Below are 21,299 nucleotides of genomic sequence, written 5' to 3' on the forward strand. Positions count from 1 at the left end.
GGAAATAGAAGCGGATACACAGACATTAAGCTGTGATGATTGGTAATTTGCTATTTGCTGATAATGGAACATTACCCATTCATCTCAAAACATGGTTATAACATTCAGCCTCAGAACGTAACCATTTTAAATTGGGAAGTAGTATCAATACCGATAATACCGCATAACGCCTGATAAAAAAAAGGTTCATCAGTTATCGCGCTGTTTATACCTTTATTCGTAAGAAAAATGCAAAATCAAATTGAATAAAACATCAACATATTTATCTATATTTAGCAAATCAGATTTTTGCTATCAACAAAGATAAAAAACAGCTAGCAATAGCGCAAAATTAACATTATAATAGACGTCTGGATGGTAATACATCTAATTCAGTTTCTCCGAATTTTTAAGGTAATAAAACATCTATGACCACACATCTTTTCACTTCTGAATCAGTATCAGAAGGTCATCCTGATAAAATTGCAGATCAAATTTCAGACGCAGTTCTTGATGCAATTCTTGAGCAGGATCCAAAAGCACGCGTTGCATGTGAAACTTATGTAAAAACAGGTATGGTAATGGTTGGCGGTGAAATTACGACCAGCGCCTGGGTAGATATTGAAGAAATTACGCGGCGCACGATACGCGAAATTGGCTATACCAGCTCTGATATGGGTTTTGATGCCAATTCCTGTGCTGTTATCAGTGCAATTGGCAAACAATCTCCTGATATTAATCAAGGAGTCGATCGCACAAATCCTTTAGAACAAGGTGCGGGCGATCAAGGGATCATGTTTGGTTACGCTAATAACGAAACCGATGTTCTTATGCCAGCGCCAATTACTTATGCTCACCGTTTAGTCGAACGCCAAGCTGAAGTACGAAAAAATGGTACTTTGCCCTGGTTACGTCCAGATGCTAAAAGCCAAATCACTTTCCAATATGAAAATAATAAAATAGTGGGCATTGATACTATTGTCTTATCTACTCAGCATGCTGAAGAAATTAGCCAAAACACCTTATCAGAAACGGTAATGGAAGAAATTATTAAGCCAGTATTACCGACAGAATGGTTACAGCAAAATACTAACTATTTTATTAATCCAACAGGTCGTTTTGTTATAGGCGGTCCAATGGGTGATTGTGGTTTAACTGGTCGTAAAATTATTGTCGATACTTACGGTGGCATGGCTCGACATGGTGGCGGGGCTTTTTCTGGCAAAGATCCGTCTAAAGTCGATCGTTCTGCTGCCTATGCAGCGCGCTACGTAGCAAAGAATATTGTTGCCGCGGGACTTGCTGATCGTTGTGAAATTCAAATTTCTTATGCGATTGGTATGGCTGAACCGACATCCATCATGATCGAAACTTTCGGTACTGAAAAAATAGCCAATGAAAAATTAGTTCATTTAGTGCATGAAATTTTTGACTTACGTCCTTATGGTCTAGTCAAAATGCTCAATTTATTACAGCCTATTTACCGTCAAACTGCCGCGTATGGACATTTTGGCCGCTCTCAATTCCCATGGGAAAAAACAGATAAAGTTGCTGAACTTCGCGCAGCCGTCGGTTTTAACTAACTAATCGTCGATTTTATCTTGTTAAAACAGCAAAGGGACAGTTAGATAACTTTCCCTTTTGTTATTTTGGAACTATGCAAAAATAGCAATTAGTTATTAAATTTTTTTAACGATTATTTAAAAAATACCATAATAAATTAATTACGTTTGCTCTAAGCTCACGCTTAGCCCATTTAACCATATTAATAATATAAAATCACATCGAGTACCTATCGCTTTACAACAGATTGTCATGCGAGTATTGCGCAACAAACTGGCTATAGCGAGTACCAAATTGGGAAAAACCTTTACAGAACCGTTGATTAATTACCGACAACGAGGAACCATCGCCGGTAGTGCTCACCTGGAGGCGTGGGAAATACATCTTAATCCCATTTCACTGATTGAAAATGGTGAAATTTTTATCAATCAAGTTATTCCACATGAATTAGCCCATTTATTGGTTTATCACTGTTTTGGCAAAATAGACGCTCATGGTAAAGAATGGAAATGGATTATGCCAATAATCCTTGATGCTCCACCACAGAAAATTTATCAGTTTGCATTAACCTCAGTTCATAAGTGGATTTTTCATTACCATTGCAAGTGCGACCTATCCCATCAATTAACCCTACGCCGGCACAACAAAATCCAACTCGGCAAAGGGGAGTATATTTGCAAAAAATGTGGTCAATATCTTATTTGGCAAAATCAATAGGAGAGCAAATCACTCTCCTTTGTTGATCAAGCTAAATCAGTCATAATCATCTTAGCAATTTCAAAGTAAATAATTAATCCTGTGCCATCAATAAAAGTTGCAATAAAGGGAACAGAAACAATCGCAGGATCAATATTCAATTTTTTCAGTACCATTGGAATAATCGAAGAAATAATCGCACTCCACACAGTAATTACCATCACAGTCAAACCGACAACTAGAGTAACTTAATAGTCTACGTCCAGGATCCAGGTACAAAATATGCCAACACAACCTATCGTTAGTGCCACTAAAAATGATGTAGATATCTCTTTTTTAAGCACAGCACCTAAATTACGTAAACTTACTTCCCCTAATGCCATTGCTCGCACTAAAGTAGAAGTTATCTGAGTACCACTAACTATTACCGCCGGTGCCAATTAATAAAGGAATAAAGAAAGCTAATGAAATAGCAGATTTCAACTGATCAGAAAAAGCTTTCAATACTGTACATGTATAAGCTTCAGCCACAAATAACATTAATAACCAAACAACACGTTTACGCTATAATGTTATTAGGCTGGTTGACATATAAGGCACTTCTAAAGGTAGCGTAGCGCCTTGTAGATGTGCATCTTGGTATTTCCCATCCTCAATTAATTCAGCAATATCTTGAGCACGTAATACCCCTTTTAGTTTAGAAAACTACACAACCGGAATAGAATCAACATCACAATGATTGAGAAGAGCAAACACTGCTTCACGTGATTGATATGGTAAAACAGAAAAAAAATCACATTGCATAATATCTGATACAAATAATTCATCTGATGATGATTAATAATGTTTTCATTAATAACAAACCATTCAGATATTTATTTTTATCAATTACATAAAGATAAGTCGGGATTTGATCGCCGGGAATTATATTAGCCAGATTATTTTTAATAGCGGCAACAGAATCATTCATAGAAACTGCAATATAAGATTGGCTCATATATACACTAACTTTCACTTCATCAAATTTATTATGATGTCGCTCATTGAAATTTTCTGTAGGGCTATTGGCCGGACACATCACATTGGGAGCCGTTTTTTGTAAGAATGTTAACTTCATTTTCGAAACCCTATCACTGTTATAAACTGCAAACAGTTTTCAATATAAGGGCAAAACTAGATGCGAGAATATTAAGCTATCTCAACGTCTCAGTTTTAGCAATATACAACGTATCCTGAAAGTAGCAGGAAGTTACATGGGGATACACACCTTGACTCGATATAATCCTATCCTGATCTTGGGCGTCTCTCGACGTCGTCAGATCAGCAACCTATGTTTGTATAGGAGCCTCGCCTAACGAGATACTGCACCGTGCTTAATATTAAAAAGTAATATTTAAAATCGTAAGTTATTTAATTAAAAAAGCAAATTTTCATCAAATGCCAGACGATCTATTTTTATCTTTTTTGCTTCATTAATAACTTGCTCTGCTGTTTTACCATCTAACGTTCGGTAAATCCGTTTTTCCAATGCCCGAGCGGCAGCTATTTCACCAAGTTGACGATACTCATCAAAATTAATGCTATTAAACATAGTAATATCAATAGCTTTATCAAATTGTTGCTGTTTTTCAAAAGAGAGAGACATCTCGTACTTCAGCAATAGAAGAACGTAATAATTGCTTATTTTCGTCATTTAGTTTTAATTGTTGATCACAGCCCAATAACAAAAAATAAATGAAGAAAATTAATAGATTAAATCTCATATATAACGGCCTTCTCTCTGTTTTAACTATCAGCATAGCAAAATCAAAACTAATAAACCTAAATATGATGAAAATTTAAATAGAATAATTGTAAAAAAAAATTTCATACTGCTGGTAAAAAATTAACAGCAATACTTGATTGCTTATCAATTGTTACCGAATAAAATAAAATTTAATTATAATCAAGTGACTTTATTCATCAACTAGTCATAAATTAAAAATAATTTTCTTAATATAATATTACTTTTCAATATTACTTTTATTTTATAGTAATTTAACACCCCTTCAAAAGAAATAATAAGTTCAGCTTCTTGCGATTTTGGCCCAAGATCTTTTTTAAAGTTAAAATTTTTCAATTTAATTTTTCCGGTTGCCTCAAAACCAACACGATAGCCTCCCCATGGATTGTCACCTTTACCCATTAAGATAGCATTAAGGACTATGGGTTTTGTTACACCATTTAACGTCAGCTGACCATCGATATGATAAGCGCCCTTGACTTGACTGACCTTAGTTGAAATAAAAGTTGCCTCTAGATATTTTTTTACATTAAAAAATCTGCACTGCGCAAATGCTTATCACGTTCAGCATGATTAGTATCAATACTTTCAGTATTAATTACCACCTTAATCTGATCATTTTGTGGATTCTTTTCATCAAACGTGAAATTACCGGCAAAATTCTTAAAATTACCATAAACCCAACTGTAATCTAAGTATTTAATGCGAAACTGGACAAAAGCGTTTTGACCTTCATTATCAATTTTATAATTAGCAGCTATTGCTGAATTAACGCTCGATAGCAAAATTGTGGTTACTAAAGCCAAAAAAAAAAAAAATTTTCAACATAACTATCTCCAATAAGTTATTTTCTTGAATGAATGCCAAGCATGCGTTTTAAGGTAACATCACCATCAATAAAATGATGTTTTAATGCTGCAATCACATGAAGAATAGAAAGAATAATAAGTGTCCAAGCCAAATAAAGATGTATAACACCTGCATTATCCGCCTGCATTCCCTCATCTAACCATATTGCCGGGATGTCAAAATAACCAAATATTGAAATAGGTTGACCATCGGCAGTAGAAATTAAATAACCACTAAATAATATGCCAAATAAAAGTAAATAAAGGGAAAATTGGACAAGAGTAGAACTTATTTTTACTAAATTGCTATAACTATCTAGTAGCTTAGGTGGTGGCGGTGAAATAAATCGCCATAGAACATGAAATACCATCAGCAAAAATAAAACAAAACCGATGCTCTTATGAATTTCTGGCGCTTTATGATACCAAGCGTCATAATAATTTAAAGATACCATCCAAAGCCCCAACGCAAACATTCCATAAACAGTAAGCGCAACCAACCAGTGAATTAAAATTGATATATGCCTAAACTGGGTTGAGGTATTCTTCCAAAGCATATCAATATTCCTTTCGTTAAAGATTAAGAATAGTCAATTTTGATGCAATATTAATAATAAATGAATTTTTAAGTGATTAATTGCCAAACAAGAAGAAATAATTTATTATAGATCATCACAAAAAATTATGATGTTACTCTATGAAATAGCTTCATCATTAAGATAAAAAAAATAACATTTGAAAATAAATTTTTATAATATATTTTATTTTACTGTTTTCCTTGTAATAGAGATCTATTTAATCACAGTTATTCGCATTCTATCAAAGTAAAACTTTATTAATAAAAAATAATTTAATACTATTAACTACATTGTTACCAATAATAACTACATATAAATTACCGTAGTTTGGTTAAAAATATTACATTATTGTTCAATATTAAATTTAATAATATTTAAAAAACTAACATTATATTAACTTTGTTATCTAAAATAAGTAACTATATTAGCTAGGGTAATAGTAATAAAAATGAATGATCTAAATTATAAAATAGTATCCTCTATAATAGAGGATACTAAGAAACGAAGGGTGAATAATAGTCACACAAACTAATTATTAATTTTTTCCTATGATAGCACTTGCTCTTACGTAATTTTTTCCTCCCGCAGAAATTATTTTCACAATAGTGGAATCTTTCTCTTTTGCTTTATTTTCTAAATTTTCAATGGCCTCATTAAGACTAATTGCTGAGGCAATAATAACTTCTTAAGCGAAAACACCAAATGAAACTAAAAAAAGAAAAACCACTATCATGAGATTTTTAATTTTCATCATAAACTATCTTCTAAAATTAACATTTGAGACTAATTTAAAATCAAAATACAACAAAAATAAATACAATATATTTATAAAACATGCACTACAAAATTTTTTAAAATAATTATCTATCTAGTGGAATTGGTTATTTATGAAAATAGATCAAATAAATAACATACTAATTTTATCTAAAAATAATATTAGAGATATAAAAATAAAGTCAATTTCAAATTATAATTAAAGTTTCATTATTGATACTTTATAGCAAAATATTATCCAATAAATAGTATAAAGATAGAAATATATTTTATTGTAAAGAAAAAATAAATAAAAAAAATATTGAAAAAATAAATCTCATATTTATCCTTTCTTCATTTTATACATAATAAACTTTATTTTTATTCAAAAAAAAATTATTATAACCCCAAAAGAGCATACAAAATAATTTGTTAATACCATTAAAAATATATATTACATGGTAATATTATTTGATGTAAAAAATTATTTATTACCATATTAACAATTTATTTTTATTGTTTATTTATTTAACAAATTACACTAATTAGCTATAATTTTTGCGACTGATCATAAATATATATTTTTTATTGTCTTTACATGAAACAAAAACAAGAGAAGAGGATGAGTGGCATGAAAATAAGGTGTATTGCATTGTTAATGTTAGTATTTCCCGTAACTAATATTGCCAATGCTGCTGAAATATATAATCAAGATGGAAAAAAATTAGAGCTTTATGGAAAAATTGATGTGCGAAACCATATTGGTAAAGCTAAAAGTGGCAGAGATGGTTCAAGAGTTCGTGTTGGAATTAAAGGCAGCACCGAAATTTCCGATAACCTTACTGGATTTGGTCAATTTGAATGGGAAACAATGGTTAATAAAACAGAGGATAGCCACATCAATAAAAATCGATTAGCCTATGTTGGAATTAATCATAAATATTTAGGTTATATTGATTACGGCCGTAATTATAGCGTGCTATATCATATTAACGGCTGGATTGATGTCCTGCCTATATTTTGGGATGATGGCATATCAATGCCTGATAATTATATGAACGGTATAAATAGAAATCTACTTACCTATCGCAACAATAATTTCTTTGGCTATATTGATGGATTAAACATTGCATTACAATATCAAGGAAAAAATACGGATAAAATAAATCAGCTGTAAGTACAGCCAAGCAAAATAACGGCTATGGTCTATCAGTGATATATAATACTGATTTTGGACTAAGTTTTGGCGGCAATTATAGCAATTCACATAATGTCAATAATGACAAGGTTAATTACTATGCCAATCGCAAACGCGCAGAAACTTGGAGCATTGATGAAAAATATAATACCAATAACGTCTATCTGGCATCAACTTATATTGAAACACGTAATAAGACACCTTTTGGCTCAACGAATACCAACATTGCATCTAAAACAGAAACTTTTGAAATTGTCGCTCAATATACATTTTATTATAGTTTGAAACCATCATTAGCTTACATTCATGCTCAAGAAAAAGGTCTTGGAGAATATGGAAATAATTACTTAAATAAATTCGTATCACTAGGTTCATTCTACTATTTTAATAAAAATTTTGCTGCACTGTTAGATTATAAAATTAATTTATTAAATAAGAATAAATTTACTGAGAATTACGATATTAGCACTGATAATATTTTAGGTATAGGATTAGTCTATTGTTTTTAAATATATTTAATATATGATCACAGATAAAAAATATCTGGGATATTTTTATAAAAATTAACTAGCCATAGTCTTATCTAGTAGATAGTTTGATTTTATAAAATAAAAAGTTAATTAATTATTATCAACATTAGTCACTATCAACAAAGATTATTTAATTTATTAATATAGCCAGATACAAGAATAGAGGCCGATATTATAGCCATCCTCTATTTTAATTAATATTTATTATGACAAATTTAATTTACTTTAGGCATAATTTTTTAGGTGCTTTTTTTGCTCCAGATTTAATATGATCAGCTTTCTTCGCTTTTACTTTACCAGTATGAGATATGGTGTTTGGTTTTGACTTATTGCTGTCCAACATTGATTTGACTAGTTGTATTCATTGGAGTAGAAGCAGCCATACTACTAAATGAAATTAATGCTATTGATAAAAGTGCATATTTTACAAATTTCATTATAACTACCTTCAAGTTGATTTAGATACGTTATCATTTTAATAAATTAAAAATAAATTACTGTTATAAATATTTATTTTATCCATAAAACTTATTAGCAGTGTTAGTTAATATTTAAAATATACAGGCTTTGAAAAAAACTGTAAATATAGGAAAACATAGAAATCATTTTTTGGGAAAATCTAGTCAAAATTGATAACAATCATTATATAATAAAAATACTCTTTTAATAATTCATCGACTAAATGACAACCTGATATTAAGCGAATTGAATACAGACAATTTATCTCTATTGATTATAAAAAAACCACTCAATGAATATTCAATTGTTAGGGGCTTAATTTATAAAATATAATTACGTTATATCAAACCATTAATCATTGGTAACCATTAATGACTCTAACTCCTATATTTTTCAACCAATGCACGAGCTATAGCTTCTGTTTCAGCATCTGCATTACCACTTATATCAGCTGGTCGAAAGTGAAACTGAAATGCACTAATGGTTCTGCGTGTTTCCTCATCAAGTTCACCTGATTGTGGAATTTTATCATAACCATATTTCTGCAAATATTTTTGAACAACTAACACACTAGCCGGCGCATAAGCTGATCGCCCTGCCAGATATTTCTTAACCGTCATTTCATCCGGCCAAGCTCCAATACCAAGCTCAGCTAAACGTTTCCATGGAAAAAGTTTACCTGGATCATACTTTCTAAAAGGAGCAATATCACTATGGGCTAAGACATTATCAGGAGTTATATTATATCTTTTTATGATATCTTTAGCTAAAACAATAATAGCGGAAATTTGCTGTTCATTAAAAGGGTACCAGACCTTATCGCCAAGTATATCCTCAGTAAACCCTTTATTGACTATTTCGACACCAATAGAGCTATCATTAAGATTAAGCCTACCGTTCCAATTATTTAATCCTGCATGCCATGCTCTTTTATCCTCCGGAACAAAGTTATATATAACGGGCTTATCATTTTTTATTTTCGGAATTGACGGAATAAGATAATGTGCACTTACTTTAGCTTGAGTTAAAATTTGCAATGAGCGAGCATCATTTACTGTAGTATAATGAAATATTAAAAATTTTACTCGATCATCTTGGCTTCTCGATGAAAAAGATTTATCGATATAATAATTACCTCTATCAACGATAGGGGTTTTAGACGAACAACCCACTATCATTAGCGCCAATAACATCATAAACAATTTTCGCATATCATCTCCATATAAGTGTTTGATACCTACCCTTACAAAAGTATTACTTGTCATACACTCTACTTCATGCACCTAAATAATTTAGGTCAAAACTTTTAGCTATACGCTTAGCTTTTATTACCAGCTAATTTGTATCTCCATTTTTATAATTTAAAAGAATAAACTATTTATAATGTCTCATCTCATTTACATAATTTATTTTTTTATTATCACAATAAATAATAGCAATAATCTTAATCAACAAAGCGTTGCAACATCACAATTATATATAATTAATAATAAATTCACAATTGATTGTAATTGTTAATTTTTTAAATGGATTGTGGCTTTATTAACGCAATATTTTGACCATGATTTTATAAAATTATTAATTAATAGTAGAACAACAACTTTCATCAATTGTTTAAAATTTTAAGTCAACTACATTATCAAATAGTAAGAGATAGCTCTTAAAAAAACGTTTTGTAACAGTATCTATTGAAAAAAATTTAGTATAAATTTTATACTTCATTATCATACCTATATCATTTCGAGTCATATTGTTTTTGATAAATAATAGCTATTGCTATTTTATTAAAAAATCATTCTAAAAAATAATAAAGAGGATATTGAATTAGTTTAATTAACATTTATGTTCATTTTTATACTTTGTTATATAATTGTCATTTTTTTATATTCATCAGACCGATGCTAGCATTCATAGCCTAACTAACAATAGTAGGAATTTTTTCTATATAAAATTATCTCGTTGATAGGATTAATATATTTGTGTTAGCAATAAAAGTGAGCTCTAACTTAATTTTCTTTGATAATAAATGATTATTTTAATTAAATAATCCATACTAACGAAAAATAAAAAATATAACAGGATTAATAATATTTAACTATAAACTTTATCAAAGACTCAATCATTATAAGGTTGTTGACCATTTTCATAAAATATTATAGCTTTTACTGAACTAATCAATGTTGCTTTATCTTTTATATTAACAACTGTCTTAGATGATAAATTAATACTATTGGATACGCTTTTAACATATCAGTTAGTGTTATTTTCACTGTTTGGTGCTAATCGACTAATTAAATCATATATATTTTTTAAACCATACTTTTTTTGATATGTTCCAAGTAATAACATTGTTTCACGAATGCCATATTCAGGTGATTCAAATCAATAAAATCGTTTTTCAATTGCAGGATCATAAGGTAACTGCACCCTGCCATTTATTAATAGGATTATAGTCAATATTTCCTGGATTATTATCACACAGACCACGTTGAATAGCCATAATTTATTTACTCCATATTTATTTTAAATAAAATTAACATTGAATTAAAAATATCTTTAAATTTATTCTCAAAAAATAACAACACGAAACAAAACTAATAAATTAACAAATTTAATTTTTTAAAAAAATATTATTTGTATATCAAGCATGCTACATACGCTAGTGAATAAAAAATATATTTATAACTATTCACTGTTTATTTAATATAAGCTGTTAAAAAATCCCATAGTGATACCACCAAAAATTTTTGTTCGGTTATCATAGAATTTAATTCAATGATAAAAGAAAAAAATAGAAAATTTTATAATTTATTTATAAAAATATAGATATTTTATATCTGATAATTATATTAATGAATAAGTGCTAATTTGTTAAATTTTTACTCAATTTGACCAAAACCTTATAAACTATTTAACTATTATATATCTGATATATTAACATCTATAACTTGATAAAAAGCTGATCCCGTATCCCGTATCAGCTATTGTCCATATACCTAAAATAATTTGATAACCACTTCGTTTCGGTACATCACATTCAATATTCATCTCATCAACAGTTAATTTCTTTCCATCATTAGATCATAAATAAAATGGTTTTGATTCAAACGAATCACGCGTCAATGGCGCATTTGGATCCCAATTCTGCTTAGTAATATAAAACTCCCAACTTACCGTATGATTTGGCTGAGTTATAAATCATTCAAATATATTTTTACCTACTTTAATATTATTTTTATGCCAGCGATCACTATTTTGCTGATCCAATTGACTAAACCAAAAATTATCACCGCTAGCTATTCTACTATCTTTAGCACCCTACTTTGGAAAACCACTAGCACCTTCAATCGACATTGGGTCATGACTAGCACTACCACAATCATTATTCTGATCTATCCAGCATAAAACCGACCGACTTTTAGGTGTATAAATAAATCCATGCATTGATTTACGAGTAGAACTTACACTTCAAAATGCAGTTACAACAATTAATATAAATAGCATTAATAAGAAATTATTTTTCATCTTATAAATCCCTTAATTAATCATATGATTTAACAAAGTATCTGTCAGAAAAATATTTCATTAACAAAATAAATATAAGTAATTAGAAGACAATTGGGATTGTTAAATTAATAGCGACACTTAATCAAGTAAAATAAAATTATTTTTTATTGAAACATTTTTTATTTTCATATAACAGATTAATTTTATATAAATTTTAATTTGAAAAATTTTCACTTAAAAACAATCAAATATCATTAAAAATGATCATTTTTAGATTAAAAATTAATTTCTTAATTGATTAAGGCTAATATTTTTTACTTATTGATATAATTTAAATAAAAAACCTTATTATATAAAAAACAATTTAATACAATAGCGAGTCAACAAAGTTTTATACTAAAAATTATGAATATTTAGGGAAATACATCATTCAATATTGTTATTTTAATAATTGAACAGTTAATATTATCGGTAAATAATTAACTATGCATTGAAATACTCTTTTCAATGCACAATAGATAAGAAAAATATTTATAATTTATTTAATTTTCTCTAGGTCTACGAGACTCCGATAGCTTTGACCAATCAGGCTTTTCAACTGACATGATAGCCCTTCGTTGACTATCCGTTTTCACTACACCAACGCCCATTTGAGACTCTTCTCTCTTCTTTTTATAATACTGTTGTTCATAATCATCTGAGCTGACACAACCTGCCAATAAAAAAAGGAATTATTGCAAAAAAATAATTTTTCATTGTCATATTCTCCTTAGTACAAAAATAAAGTTTAATATAAAAGTTTTTCTCTGAATATCATTTATGTCTGAACCATAAGAAAAACAATTAGAAAAATAATTTTTTGCTAAGTTAAATTAAACTTTATTTAACAGTTTGTTACGATCAATCAGTGTGGCAAAATTCAATTTTATGCGATTACCAAATTTATCAGTTTTATGTAAATGTCCTGGATCTTGATTGTATTTAATGATTTCCCATTTTTTATAATAAGTTATTAATTCATTAGGTGCTAACAGACTATTAAAAGGTAAAATTTCATAAAGCGTATTATCTATTTCAACTGCACAAACAATTAAATTGTAACCACCCACATTAGTATGATTTTGAATATCCTCAATAATCTTAGCGATTTTATTTCTCTGTAAAAACATTAATACTACAGTTGAAATAATCATATCGTAATTTTCTGTTAAAGCATGATCATTAATGTCATAGATTGCTGTTTTTATCTGTTTAAAATATTAGCTGATTTTTTTACCATTTCAATGGTATTAATATGTTGAGGATTGATATCCATTGCTGTCACAGCATAACCTTGTAACGCCAAAAAAACTATTACGGCCCCGGCCTGGCCTGATCCCAAATCTAATACTTTACATGGTTTAGTAATTTGGGAAAGAGCACAAACTTCTGAATGTAGAAGTGTAAAACCATTTTTTTATAAAAAAACGTATTTTTATTGCAATAAAAAGAGAGTTGACACTCAATATCATCATTAGCAAATGCTATTTTATGCCACATTTGCAGCTGAATTTGAATTGGTTGATTGTTTACATCAAAATAATACTGCTGTTTATTACCATTCTCACCAAATATCACAAACTGTAAGCTGCCCAGAAATATCGTCAATTGAGCCCATGTACCTTCTTTAGTATTATGACGTTCCATTAAAGCTAGCGGGATAGTATTTTTATGCCAAATAGCAAATTGCTTGTAACAAATAAGCTTATTCATAATCATCTCTTGATAACTTGCCTTTTAATTTTTTTTCTGTGTTGGTAAATTATGCTGACTAATAAAATTGAAAAAATTTATTCTTAATTATTTTGCTAACCAATGAGTTTGTTAGCCTCTTTCTTATAGAAAAATACCAAATAAGAAGCTAACTATCATCAACAAACCAAATCAATTAGTTAGTAGACTACAAAAGAGACGGCTACCATTGGTAGCCGCTTTAGATGATATGACATTAACAAATAAACTTTACAACTAAGTAAGTTTAAATTTTAATCAAATGCAGTATTATGCTGTAACATAATGATGGATAAATCAAAAATCATAACTGACTGACACCTTCAAAGTACGGGGTGTGCCCTGAAAAATATAGCGGCCATAATCTTCAACACTAGACCAATACTTTTCATTAGTTAAGTTATCAATACCAACACGCCAAACCATTTGATTTTGATTATGATTAACGCGTATATTATAGCGCATAGCTAAATCCAAAGTGGTATAACTATCAAGTTTTCTGCTATTTTCTAGGTTAACATATTGGGAACCAGAATGATTTACTCGCATTATGGCAGTTAAACCATCAATTGATTGAATATCATATTCAGCGCCAATGACCATGTAAAACCGTGGCACGCCAATCGCATCATTGGCTCTATCTTTTGTCTTGGTTAACACTGGAGCTAACCAAGTTACACTAGTATTCAATCGCAAGCCTAATACCGGTTCACCAAATATGTTTAATTCAATACCGCGATTACGCTGTTCACCTGTAAGGCTATAACGTTTTGTAACATTATCCATAAGTGCAGAAGGTTTTTTAATTTCAAATAATGCTAATGTACCGCCGATCCGACCAAAATCCGTTTTTATACCTACCTTATTTTGTTGGGAATGAGCAATACCTGTACTTTGACCATAATTTGATACGCCCTTTGGTGCTACACTTCCCGGTTGCAAGGCTTCAGTATGATTGGCATATCGGCATATAAAGCAATCTGCTGCCATGGTTTATATAAACTACTCCATAAGTAGGCATCCAGTGGTTCTTGCTATAACGTTCATCACGCTCTTCAGCACCTGTTTCAATATTATAATTACGAAGTTCTACTTGCTCGTGACGCGCCGCAATCAAAAACTGTAATTTATCTCAAAAGCACTCAATGTATCACTTAATAGCCAACCTTGAGTATAGGTGCGCACTGTTGTTAATGGATCAGAATAGTCGCCACCAAAAATAGCATTATCCGGCATAGCAACATCACGTGTGTAATAAATCTTGGTAAACGGATCATTACTTGACATTCGCCATGCCATTTTATTACGTTTATTCTGTGCAGAATATCCCATATTCAAGCGATGGGAGACAACGCCTGTCGCAAACTGCCCACGTACTCCCGCCATAGCACTAAATGTATCGGTAAAGAATTTTGTATCCAATCGGCTTACTGTAGCATCACCCTTGCTATTTATGATCTTGGGTGAGCTTATATGCACCTATTTCCTGACCATGTTGACCACCTGCCCCAGCATAGAGTACCCAGTTGTTTGTCAGATCATATTCAGCTCGTGCCAGACCAAACTGATTCTCAATATTACTATAGCTCCACTTTTGACTATAATTATGTGTGTTATTAGGTACTAGTGGAATAAAGTCGACACCACCAATATCCACTCCCATTGTACCACCGTGAAAAGTTTTCTTTTGATAATCTAAATCCAATGAACTACTAACTCGATCGCCATGATAATCCAAAGCAAGTGAGACCAACGTGGTTCGACGCTTATCATTTTTTACCGCAGTTTCTCGCACGCGGTGAACTAAATTGATACGCGCCCCAAACTGATTATTTTCACCAAAACGGCGTCCAACATCTAATATTCCACCCACTTGCGACATTGAAGTATAGTCGAGTCCTAAATGAGTAATGGGTATATCTTCTGCTCGTTTGGGTTCAAGATTAATAACGCCGCCAACACCGGAAGAAGCTGCACCATTGACTAATGCGTTAGCGCCCTTAAAGATTTCCACCCGCTCGATCATAGCGGTATCCACCATCTGACGAGGTAGAATGCCAGGCAATCCACCTAGCATCATATCATCGCCATCTAATTTAAAACCTCGGATACGATAAGTTTCTGTAAAATTACCATACCCTTGCACATTCTGAACACCCGTATCGTTATTAACAACTTCAGCAACGGTTTTTGCCTGCTGATCTTTTACCATTTTGGCTGTGTAACCAATTACATTAAATGGAACATCCATGGCATTTTGCTCGCCCAACATACCAAGACAACCACCATATGCAATATGGCCATCTAAATAGGCCGGAACAAGGGAATTACCACCAGGCAGAAAGTTATTTTGCGACTTTGTGTGCACGACGATTGTATCTTGTTGATTATTTTTATTACCGATTTCAGTAGTTGCTGTTTGCGCTGCAGTACTCATTGTCAGCATCAATAACGAGCCACAAAATGGTACCTTCATATATTTGATATTATTCATGATTTTATTCAAAAAAAGACTGGTGTTATAAACAATGACCGACTGGAAAGTTGGTTTGCTATAAATCAGTAGAAACTGAACTCAATGAAAAAGCAGCCAATACCCATTTCATACCAATGATTAATTGAAAACAACTTGCCATTATTGAGCCATGATAAAAAAAACAGAAATCCTATACAATAAAAAATATTTTGTTTTATCATATAGTTATTTATACGAACTCTTTACGTTTAACATTTTTATCTAAAACGATATAAATTCCCTGTCAAATATAGAAAAGCTATTACTGAAATAGGAATTTCCTCAAACGCAAATGAGAATTATACTTATTTGTTTATGGTAATCAAGAATATATACAAGATATTAATAACTAAATAAATGTATATCTTAGTAAGTTATTAATTAAAATAATTTTTATTTATAATAACTTAATATGTTAAATCATTTAAATACCATATTTAAAAATATGACTCATTATTAGTTTTATTTAAAATCAATTGTTATAAAATATGATAAAATATTTCAAATGCAACTTATTTTTAATATTAAATATAAAAAAGCAGAAAATATAAAAACTTAATCAATATTAATAATATTTTAATAGAAAACCACCAGTATTAACTAGTAGCTATTAATAAAAATGCTTATTCAATAATAAATCTGTTATCTAATCGATTGGTTACAGCTGAAATAAACATTAATTTTTCGTATCTATTTATTCTAAGCTTTTTATTATCAAAACAGAGAGTTGAAGAATAAAAAGCATCAAATTTAATATATTAATTTAAATTTATATTTTCTTGCATCTGGAAAATAAATTTTAAGAGCCAAACTTCCATCATAAGACTTTACTTCATGATTACCATGAGAATATTGATTAATAAATCCTCTTGATTTATTTAATTTGCCATAATTATTTGATAATTCAATAATACTATGCATGGTTGATGTTCCATTAATTTAACTTTAACAAAATATAATTTAGTAACAATTAATATCTAGGTTGAATTATGCTACAACCTATTTTATCAACTAATTTTCCTGGTTTTGATTTTATTGCTAGTTGAATATTTGCTGGTAACCGACTCTAAATAATTAAACCCGTTCTCTGTTCAATTTGTTTTACTGTTACCTGATATTGACAAAAATTCCTGCTCTGCAATGTATTTTGTTCCATAACAAACGCTGCATAAGAAGATTTTTCAGGACTTTCGTTTATATATGTCACTTTCCAATATCCACTGGGGATAAAATGATTTTTATCGCTATTAGGTAGCTTACCAATATTTTTTTATACAAAGGACCTGTTACTAAAAATACCTTATTACCTGCTTTGGCTAAAACTCTTTCCTGATCTTTTAAACGTGCCCATGGGCCTTGATTAAGTTCAGCTGCTTGCGGTGTGATATTAGATAAATAATTAGGTGCCGGCCAGTCTACCAAATTAGCCAGAGAAGCTAATAGCGCCTGATGTCCTCTATCTACTTTTAATACTTTATTAGCATCAATATAATCAGCTGGAGATAAAGTTTCATAATTACTTAGGTCAGGGGATCTTTTTTCCAATTTCTCTGCTTGCCAGAAGCTATACTGTCGATTGTTATTAAGTAGGCAATCCAATCAGCAAATTTGGTATTACTATTATTATTTAGCGTATAAACATCACGATATATTATTGTATTACTCCCTCCCAATGGACAGCCTATTCCACAATTTTGTCTTACTGCCGGCGTAATTTTTTCAATAGAGGTATCCCATGCTGGTTCATGTTGAATAATATTACAGCCAGAAATAAGTAAAAATAAAAAAATTAATGGTAAAAATATTTTCATATGATAATTTTTCATCTTTATAGTCAATCCCTTAAAATAAACTTTATTATAATATTTAAACCAGCAAACACGCATATTCGTTAATAAGACAAAACAGCAAAAATAAATATAAAATACAATAAACTACTTTATATAAATCAGATTTATAACACTTCATAAATGTTATTGCAATGTTAAAATAGATGGCGTATAATTAATTATCATTTGAGGATAATTTTATGATAGGATTATTAAAAACTTTAGCTATGATCTCTATTTTTAGCATTAATTTTGCCCATGCCATAACTGATATATCAAATGAAAATACAAAAGATACAAATATAATTACTAATATAGGTTTAAACTCTGCTATTGAAAAAATAATCACAGATATCCTCGATACTACCCTCGAAATCACAAATAATGTTCCACATTTATCTAACTAATTACAGATGACTCTTCAATAAGAAAAAGTATATTATCTCTGTTTTAATAATTACGATTATTTGCTAATCATCCAAAAATTAGATTTTAAGTAACATTAATAAAATTTGAGAATAACATAGTTTATTAAAAAATTTATATTGTATAAATATTACTCTAACTGCTAGATGTTATTCCAATATCTTATAAAGTTATTCTACAATGTTTTATTGATTTCCGATTATTACACCTTAATCATTAATAATCAGTTTTTATATTTGTAAATGATAAAAACGTCACTAATAACCAAGTAACTCGAAAATTCTATAGATTGTTAGTGAGAACTGTGTTATAGATATCTCAATATCCTCTTTCAGATGAGATTGTATCTATTCTTATTAATTAAAAAATAGGATTAATATTATCATAAATAACAAATATTCTTTAGTCCTAACTATCAATAACCAAATAATTTAGAAAACACTATATAAGTAACAAAATTTCAGATTAATATACTATGATAAATATTGCTATTTAATTTATAATCGATAGTGAATTTCACAAAAAATAAAGGTTAAAAATGAATAGATTAAAATTAACGATCGCTCTTTCTTCTTGTTTATTATTAGCTGCTTGTGATAAGCAAACAGAAACAACTATGTCAGATAATGAAAATAAACCAATCCCATTAGTAATTAAAATGATGGGAAATAGTTTACAACCTGATGTTAGTAATGTTGTTATTACTCAACGTACCAATCATGTTGAATCTCCTGATTCAGTGGAAGTGAGCATTGGAGAGTCTGGCCTTTTAGATGATTCTGTCGAAGCAATCAAAACCATTTTTACTTTTATCCTTAAAGATGACAAATGGATCTTAGAAAAACCTCAAGATGTATTAATTAAATGCTATGAAGGTAGAGGACATAAAGATTTTTCACCCGAAACATGTGGCTAATTTACACTTAAATCTAAACCAAAATAAGATAAATCGGATAAAGTACTGTAATCTATTACGGTACTTTATAGGACGCGATAAACAGACAAAATAAAATTGATGTTTATGGCAACAGCTAGTAAATGGCAATATTTTAATCCTGGTTAATGTTATCTATTTTATTTGCTCAATATGGACAGGGAGAACAGGTCATAAGTATTTTTACAATAAAATTCAATATTAAATTATCGCCATTTTGTTAATATAAACAGTCTCCAGTCCAGTTTTCATTTATTAATATATTATGCCAATAAAATTTTATTTCGCTAATTTAGCGGAAATCACATAATCTGCCCCATGTTTTAAGCTTCCTAGTTAAGCAATTCATACCAGTGCCTGTTGTTCTAATTGATTAATATGCTCAAGTATAGTCATCGATAATTGTCGATCAACGAGCCTACTGATCCGCTGGCGACACATTTCCATTTGACCTATCAACCAATTGTGACCGTAATTAATTGGATAATGTTTTAGATCTACTATTTCAAATCCCATTTGTTGTAAATGATAGATAACCCAATCGGCTGGATATTCGCGATATGGACGTTCACCAGCAAGTAATAAACACACGTCACGTAAACGGCTAATACTTACTACAAAGATGCCCCACTCGACAACTTGCATTGTAAGGCACGTAAGGCTCTAAGCCAGTAAAATAAACCGATTAAGGGTTAATGATTTTAAACGGTACAATAAAGGTATTTGCCAGTAAGAAGGCATAAAACCGTCTACCGCACCTAATAAATAGTCAGCAATAACGGTATCAAATCGCTCATTAATCATAAAATCACTATCAGCCCAATTACCTAATAAAAGACGATCCTGAGATCTTTGCTTAGCTGAAATAATTTGCTGAATATCAACTTTCATATTAATTGTATAAGTTACTGCGGTCCAACTTTCACTATTAAGCTGGCTTATCCAGCTTAGTGAATTAATGCTTGTACCCGCATCTAATACTTTGCCCCAAGGGTTATTGCCTTGGATCATTTCAATATGACTAAATAGTGTTGATACCAAACCAATTCCCCCTGAAATTTAGAAAGATAAACTTGCCTCGATGACAAAATTACGACCAGGCAAATACATTTCATTTTTAATATACGAGGTATGATCCCGTGCTACGCCATTAAATAGATTCTCAATGCGCCCATACAACATATAATCCAAATCATTTAAATGATTTTGCCAGGTCAAACCAACATCAACTCGATTATAACCGGCTGTTGGTGTTTCATATTGCGCTGCTTTATGTTGACTACCAACATGAGTAAATCGTAATCGTCCAGTTAAAGATTCAAACCATTGATGTTCAATGGTAGCCGAAACACGATAAGCCGGAATACGCGGCAAATAGCCTCCACTACGAAGCTTGGCTTTAACAATATCACCTTGTACCGTAAACTTGGTATTATCAGTAAGTTGATATGATGCTTCAGCTTCACCGCATTAAAAACGGCATCTTGCTGAACATAGTGTAGATGGCGATAACCGGCGCCTGGTGAATAACTTGTATCTTTGCCATAAATATATCCATCAATATAGTTATAGTAAGTATTTAGGCCAAATTGGAAATCACCAGCAAATTTGGTAAAACCAATATCAATATTGGTTGCTGATTCAGCCTTAAGATGCTCATTACCGGTTTCAATCGTCCTTGTTGCTGCATGGATCCCATTCGCATAAAGTTCTTCAGCAATAGGTAAACGTTTAGAATGGGATAATGAAGCTGTCAATGCATACTCAGGTGCTAATGTCCATGTTACACCTGCCGATCCGGAAGTCCCACCATGTTGGCGAGAACGACTGCCTTTTGTTACATCAATTTTTTGCCACTCATGACGAACGCCTAATTCATAACGCAACGGGCCGGCTTCAAATTCCTCAATTAAAAAAAGTGCCTAATTTCG

At 30.6% G+C, this 21,299-nt stretch carries 16 protein-coding genes, 6 pseudogenes and 1 riboswitch; of the genes and pseudogenes, 5 read left to right on the forward strand and 17 right to left on the reverse strand.

Annotated elements, in window-relative coordinates; genetic code table 11:
- Positions 1–407 precede the first annotated feature (407 nt).
- Both metK and ARADI_RS12370 read left to right on the forward strand, forming a co-directional pair.
- Positions 408–1,562 carry a methionine adenosyltransferase gene (gene metK / locus ARADI_RS12365; protein WP_119712248.1) on the forward strand — a complete coding sequence of 385 codons (1,155 nt, stop codon included), beginning with the start codon at positions 408–410 and terminating at the stop codon, positions 1,560–1,562.
- Positions 1,563–1,752: 190 nt separating this feature from the next.
- Positions 1,753–2,259, forward strand: coding sequence for a SprT family zinc-dependent metalloprotease (locus ARADI_RS12370; protein WP_119712249.1), 507 nt, complete (start codon positions 1,753–1,755; stop codon positions 2,257–2,259).
- Between the two features lie 26 nt (positions 2,260–2,285).
- Here ARADI_RS12370 and ARADI_RS12375 read toward each other — a convergent pair.
- The 5 genes and pseudogenes from ARADI_RS12375 to ARADI_RS12390 form a co-directional block, all read right to left on the reverse strand.
- Positions 2,286–3,316: pseudogene (locus ARADI_RS12375) on the reverse strand (magnesium transporter).
- 112 nt (positions 3,317–3,428) lie between these two features.
- Positions 3,429–3,604: riboswitch (M-box (ykoK) riboswitch) on the reverse strand.
- Between the two features lie 48 nt (positions 3,605–3,652).
- Positions 3,653–3,883, reverse strand: a complete 231-nt coding sequence (locus ARADI_RS12380; protein WP_119712250.1) for a hypothetical protein — start codon at positions 3,881–3,883, stop codon at positions 3,653–3,655.
- On the reverse strand, positions 3,867–4,001 hold the full coding sequence (locus ARADI_RS19935) for a hypothetical protein (protein ID WP_255420712.1): 135 nt from the start codon (positions 3,999–4,001) through the stop codon (positions 3,867–3,869). The genes ARADI_RS12380 and ARADI_RS19935 overlap by 17 nt, the downstream gene beginning before the upstream one ends.
- A gap of 278 nt (positions 4,002–4,279) precedes the next feature.
- Positions 4,280–4,827 (reverse strand): annotated as a pseudogene (locus tag ARADI_RS12385) (YceI family protein); the annotation flags it as partial.
- Positions 4,828–4,865: 38 nt separating this feature from the next.
- On the reverse strand, positions 4,866–5,426 hold the full coding sequence (locus ARADI_RS12390) for a cytochrome b (protein ID WP_119712251.1): 561 nt from the start codon (positions 5,424–5,426) through the stop codon (positions 4,866–4,868).
- Positions 5,427–6,831: 1,405 nt separating this feature from the next.
- Between ARADI_RS12390 and ARADI_RS22170 the strand changes: the two are divergent.
- Positions 6,832–7,907, forward strand: a pseudogene (locus tag ARADI_RS22170) (porin).
- 857 nt (positions 7,908–8,764) lie between these two features.
- Here ARADI_RS22170 and ARADI_RS12400 read toward each other — a convergent pair.
- From ARADI_RS12400 to ARADI_RS19945, 8 genes and pseudogenes are all read right to left on the reverse strand, one after another.
- On the reverse strand, positions 8,765–9,598 hold the full coding sequence (locus ARADI_RS12400) for an N-acetylmuramoyl-L-alanine amidase (RefSeq protein WP_119712252.1): 834 nt from the start codon (positions 9,596–9,598) through the stop codon (positions 8,765–8,767).
- Positions 9,599–11,468: 1,870 nt separating this feature from the next.
- On the reverse strand, positions 11,469–11,582 hold the full coding sequence (locus tag ARADI_RS21165; RefSeq protein WP_119712357.1) for a lytic polysaccharide monooxygenase: 114 nt from the start codon (positions 11,580–11,582) through the stop codon (positions 11,469–11,471).
- Between the two features lie 123 nt (positions 11,583–11,705).
- Positions 11,706–11,831 carry a hypothetical protein gene (locus tag ARADI_RS19940; protein WP_255420713.1) on the reverse strand — a complete coding sequence of 42 codons (126 nt, stop codon included), beginning with the start codon at positions 11,829–11,831 and terminating at the stop codon, positions 11,706–11,708.
- Positions 11,832–12,436: 605 nt separating this feature from the next.
- Positions 12,437–12,613: a hypothetical protein gene (locus ARADI_RS12415; protein WP_182853242.1), complete on the reverse strand. Its 177-nt coding sequence runs from the start codon at positions 12,611–12,613 to the stop codon at positions 12,437–12,439.
- 153 nt (positions 12,614–12,766) lie between these two features.
- Positions 12,767–13,646: pseudogene (gene tehB / locus ARADI_RS12420) on the reverse strand (SAM-dependent methyltransferase TehB).
- 315 nt (positions 13,647–13,961) lie between these two features.
- Positions 13,962–16,158: pseudogene (locus ARADI_RS12425) on the reverse strand (TonB-dependent receptor).
- Positions 16,159–16,929: 771 nt separating this feature from the next.
- Entirely contained in the window at positions 16,930–17,100 is a 171-nt protein-coding gene (locus ARADI_RS12430) for a hypothetical protein (RefSeq protein WP_182853243.1), read from the reverse strand.
- A 49-nt stretch (positions 17,101–17,149) separates the two neighbouring features.
- Positions 17,150–17,990: pseudogene (locus tag ARADI_RS19945) on the reverse strand (DNA/RNA non-specific endonuclease).
- 218 nt (positions 17,991–18,208) lie between these two features.
- On the opposite strand from ARADI_RS19945, the gene ARADI_RS12440 reads away from it, so the two are divergent.
- Together ARADI_RS12440 and ARADI_RS12445 are read left to right on the forward strand one after the other, a co-directional pair.
- Positions 18,209–18,415: a hypothetical protein gene (locus ARADI_RS12440; protein WP_119712254.1), complete on the forward strand. Its 207-nt coding sequence runs from the start codon at positions 18,209–18,211 to the stop codon at positions 18,413–18,415.
- Positions 18,416–18,972: 557 nt separating this feature from the next.
- Entirely contained in the window at positions 18,973–19,350 is a 378-nt protein-coding gene (locus ARADI_RS12445) for a hypothetical protein (protein WP_119712255.1), read from the forward strand.
- A gap of 363 nt (positions 19,351–19,713) precedes the next feature.
- Here the strand turns inward: ARADI_RS12445 and ARADI_RS12450 are convergent, their stop codons facing one another.
- Genes ARADI_RS12450 through ARADI_RS12465 form a run of 4 tightly spaced genes read right to left on the reverse strand, consistent with a single transcriptional unit; the run spans position 19,714 to position 21,278 of the window.
- Entirely contained in the window at positions 19,714–20,013 is a 300-nt protein-coding gene (locus tag ARADI_RS12450) for a hypothetical protein (protein ID WP_119712256.1), read from the reverse strand.
- 18 nt (positions 20,014–20,031) lie between these two features.
- Complete coding sequence (locus tag ARADI_RS12455) at positions 20,032–20,409, reverse strand: hypothetical protein (protein WP_119712257.1); 378 nt, start codon at positions 20,407–20,409, stop codon at positions 20,032–20,034.
- 18 nt (positions 20,410–20,427) lie between these two features.
- A complete protein-coding gene (locus tag ARADI_RS12460) occupies positions 20,428–20,742 on the reverse strand; it encodes a TonB-dependent receptor (RefSeq protein ID WP_119712258.1) in 315 nt (104 codons plus the stop codon).
- Positions 20,679–21,278 (reverse strand): TonB-dependent receptor, encoded by a 600-nt coding sequence (locus ARADI_RS12465; protein ID WP_255420722.1) that lies wholly within the window; start codon positions 21,276–21,278, stop codon positions 20,679–20,681. The genes ARADI_RS12460 and ARADI_RS12465 overlap by 64 nt, the downstream gene beginning before the upstream one ends.
- Between the last annotated feature and the right edge of the window lie 21 nt (positions 21,279–21,299).

This window comes from Arsenophonus endosymbiont of Aleurodicus floccissimus (genome assembly GCF_900343025.1).
Classification (GTDB): domain Bacteria; phylum Pseudomonadota; class Gammaproteobacteria; order Enterobacterales; family Enterobacteriaceae; genus Arsenophonus.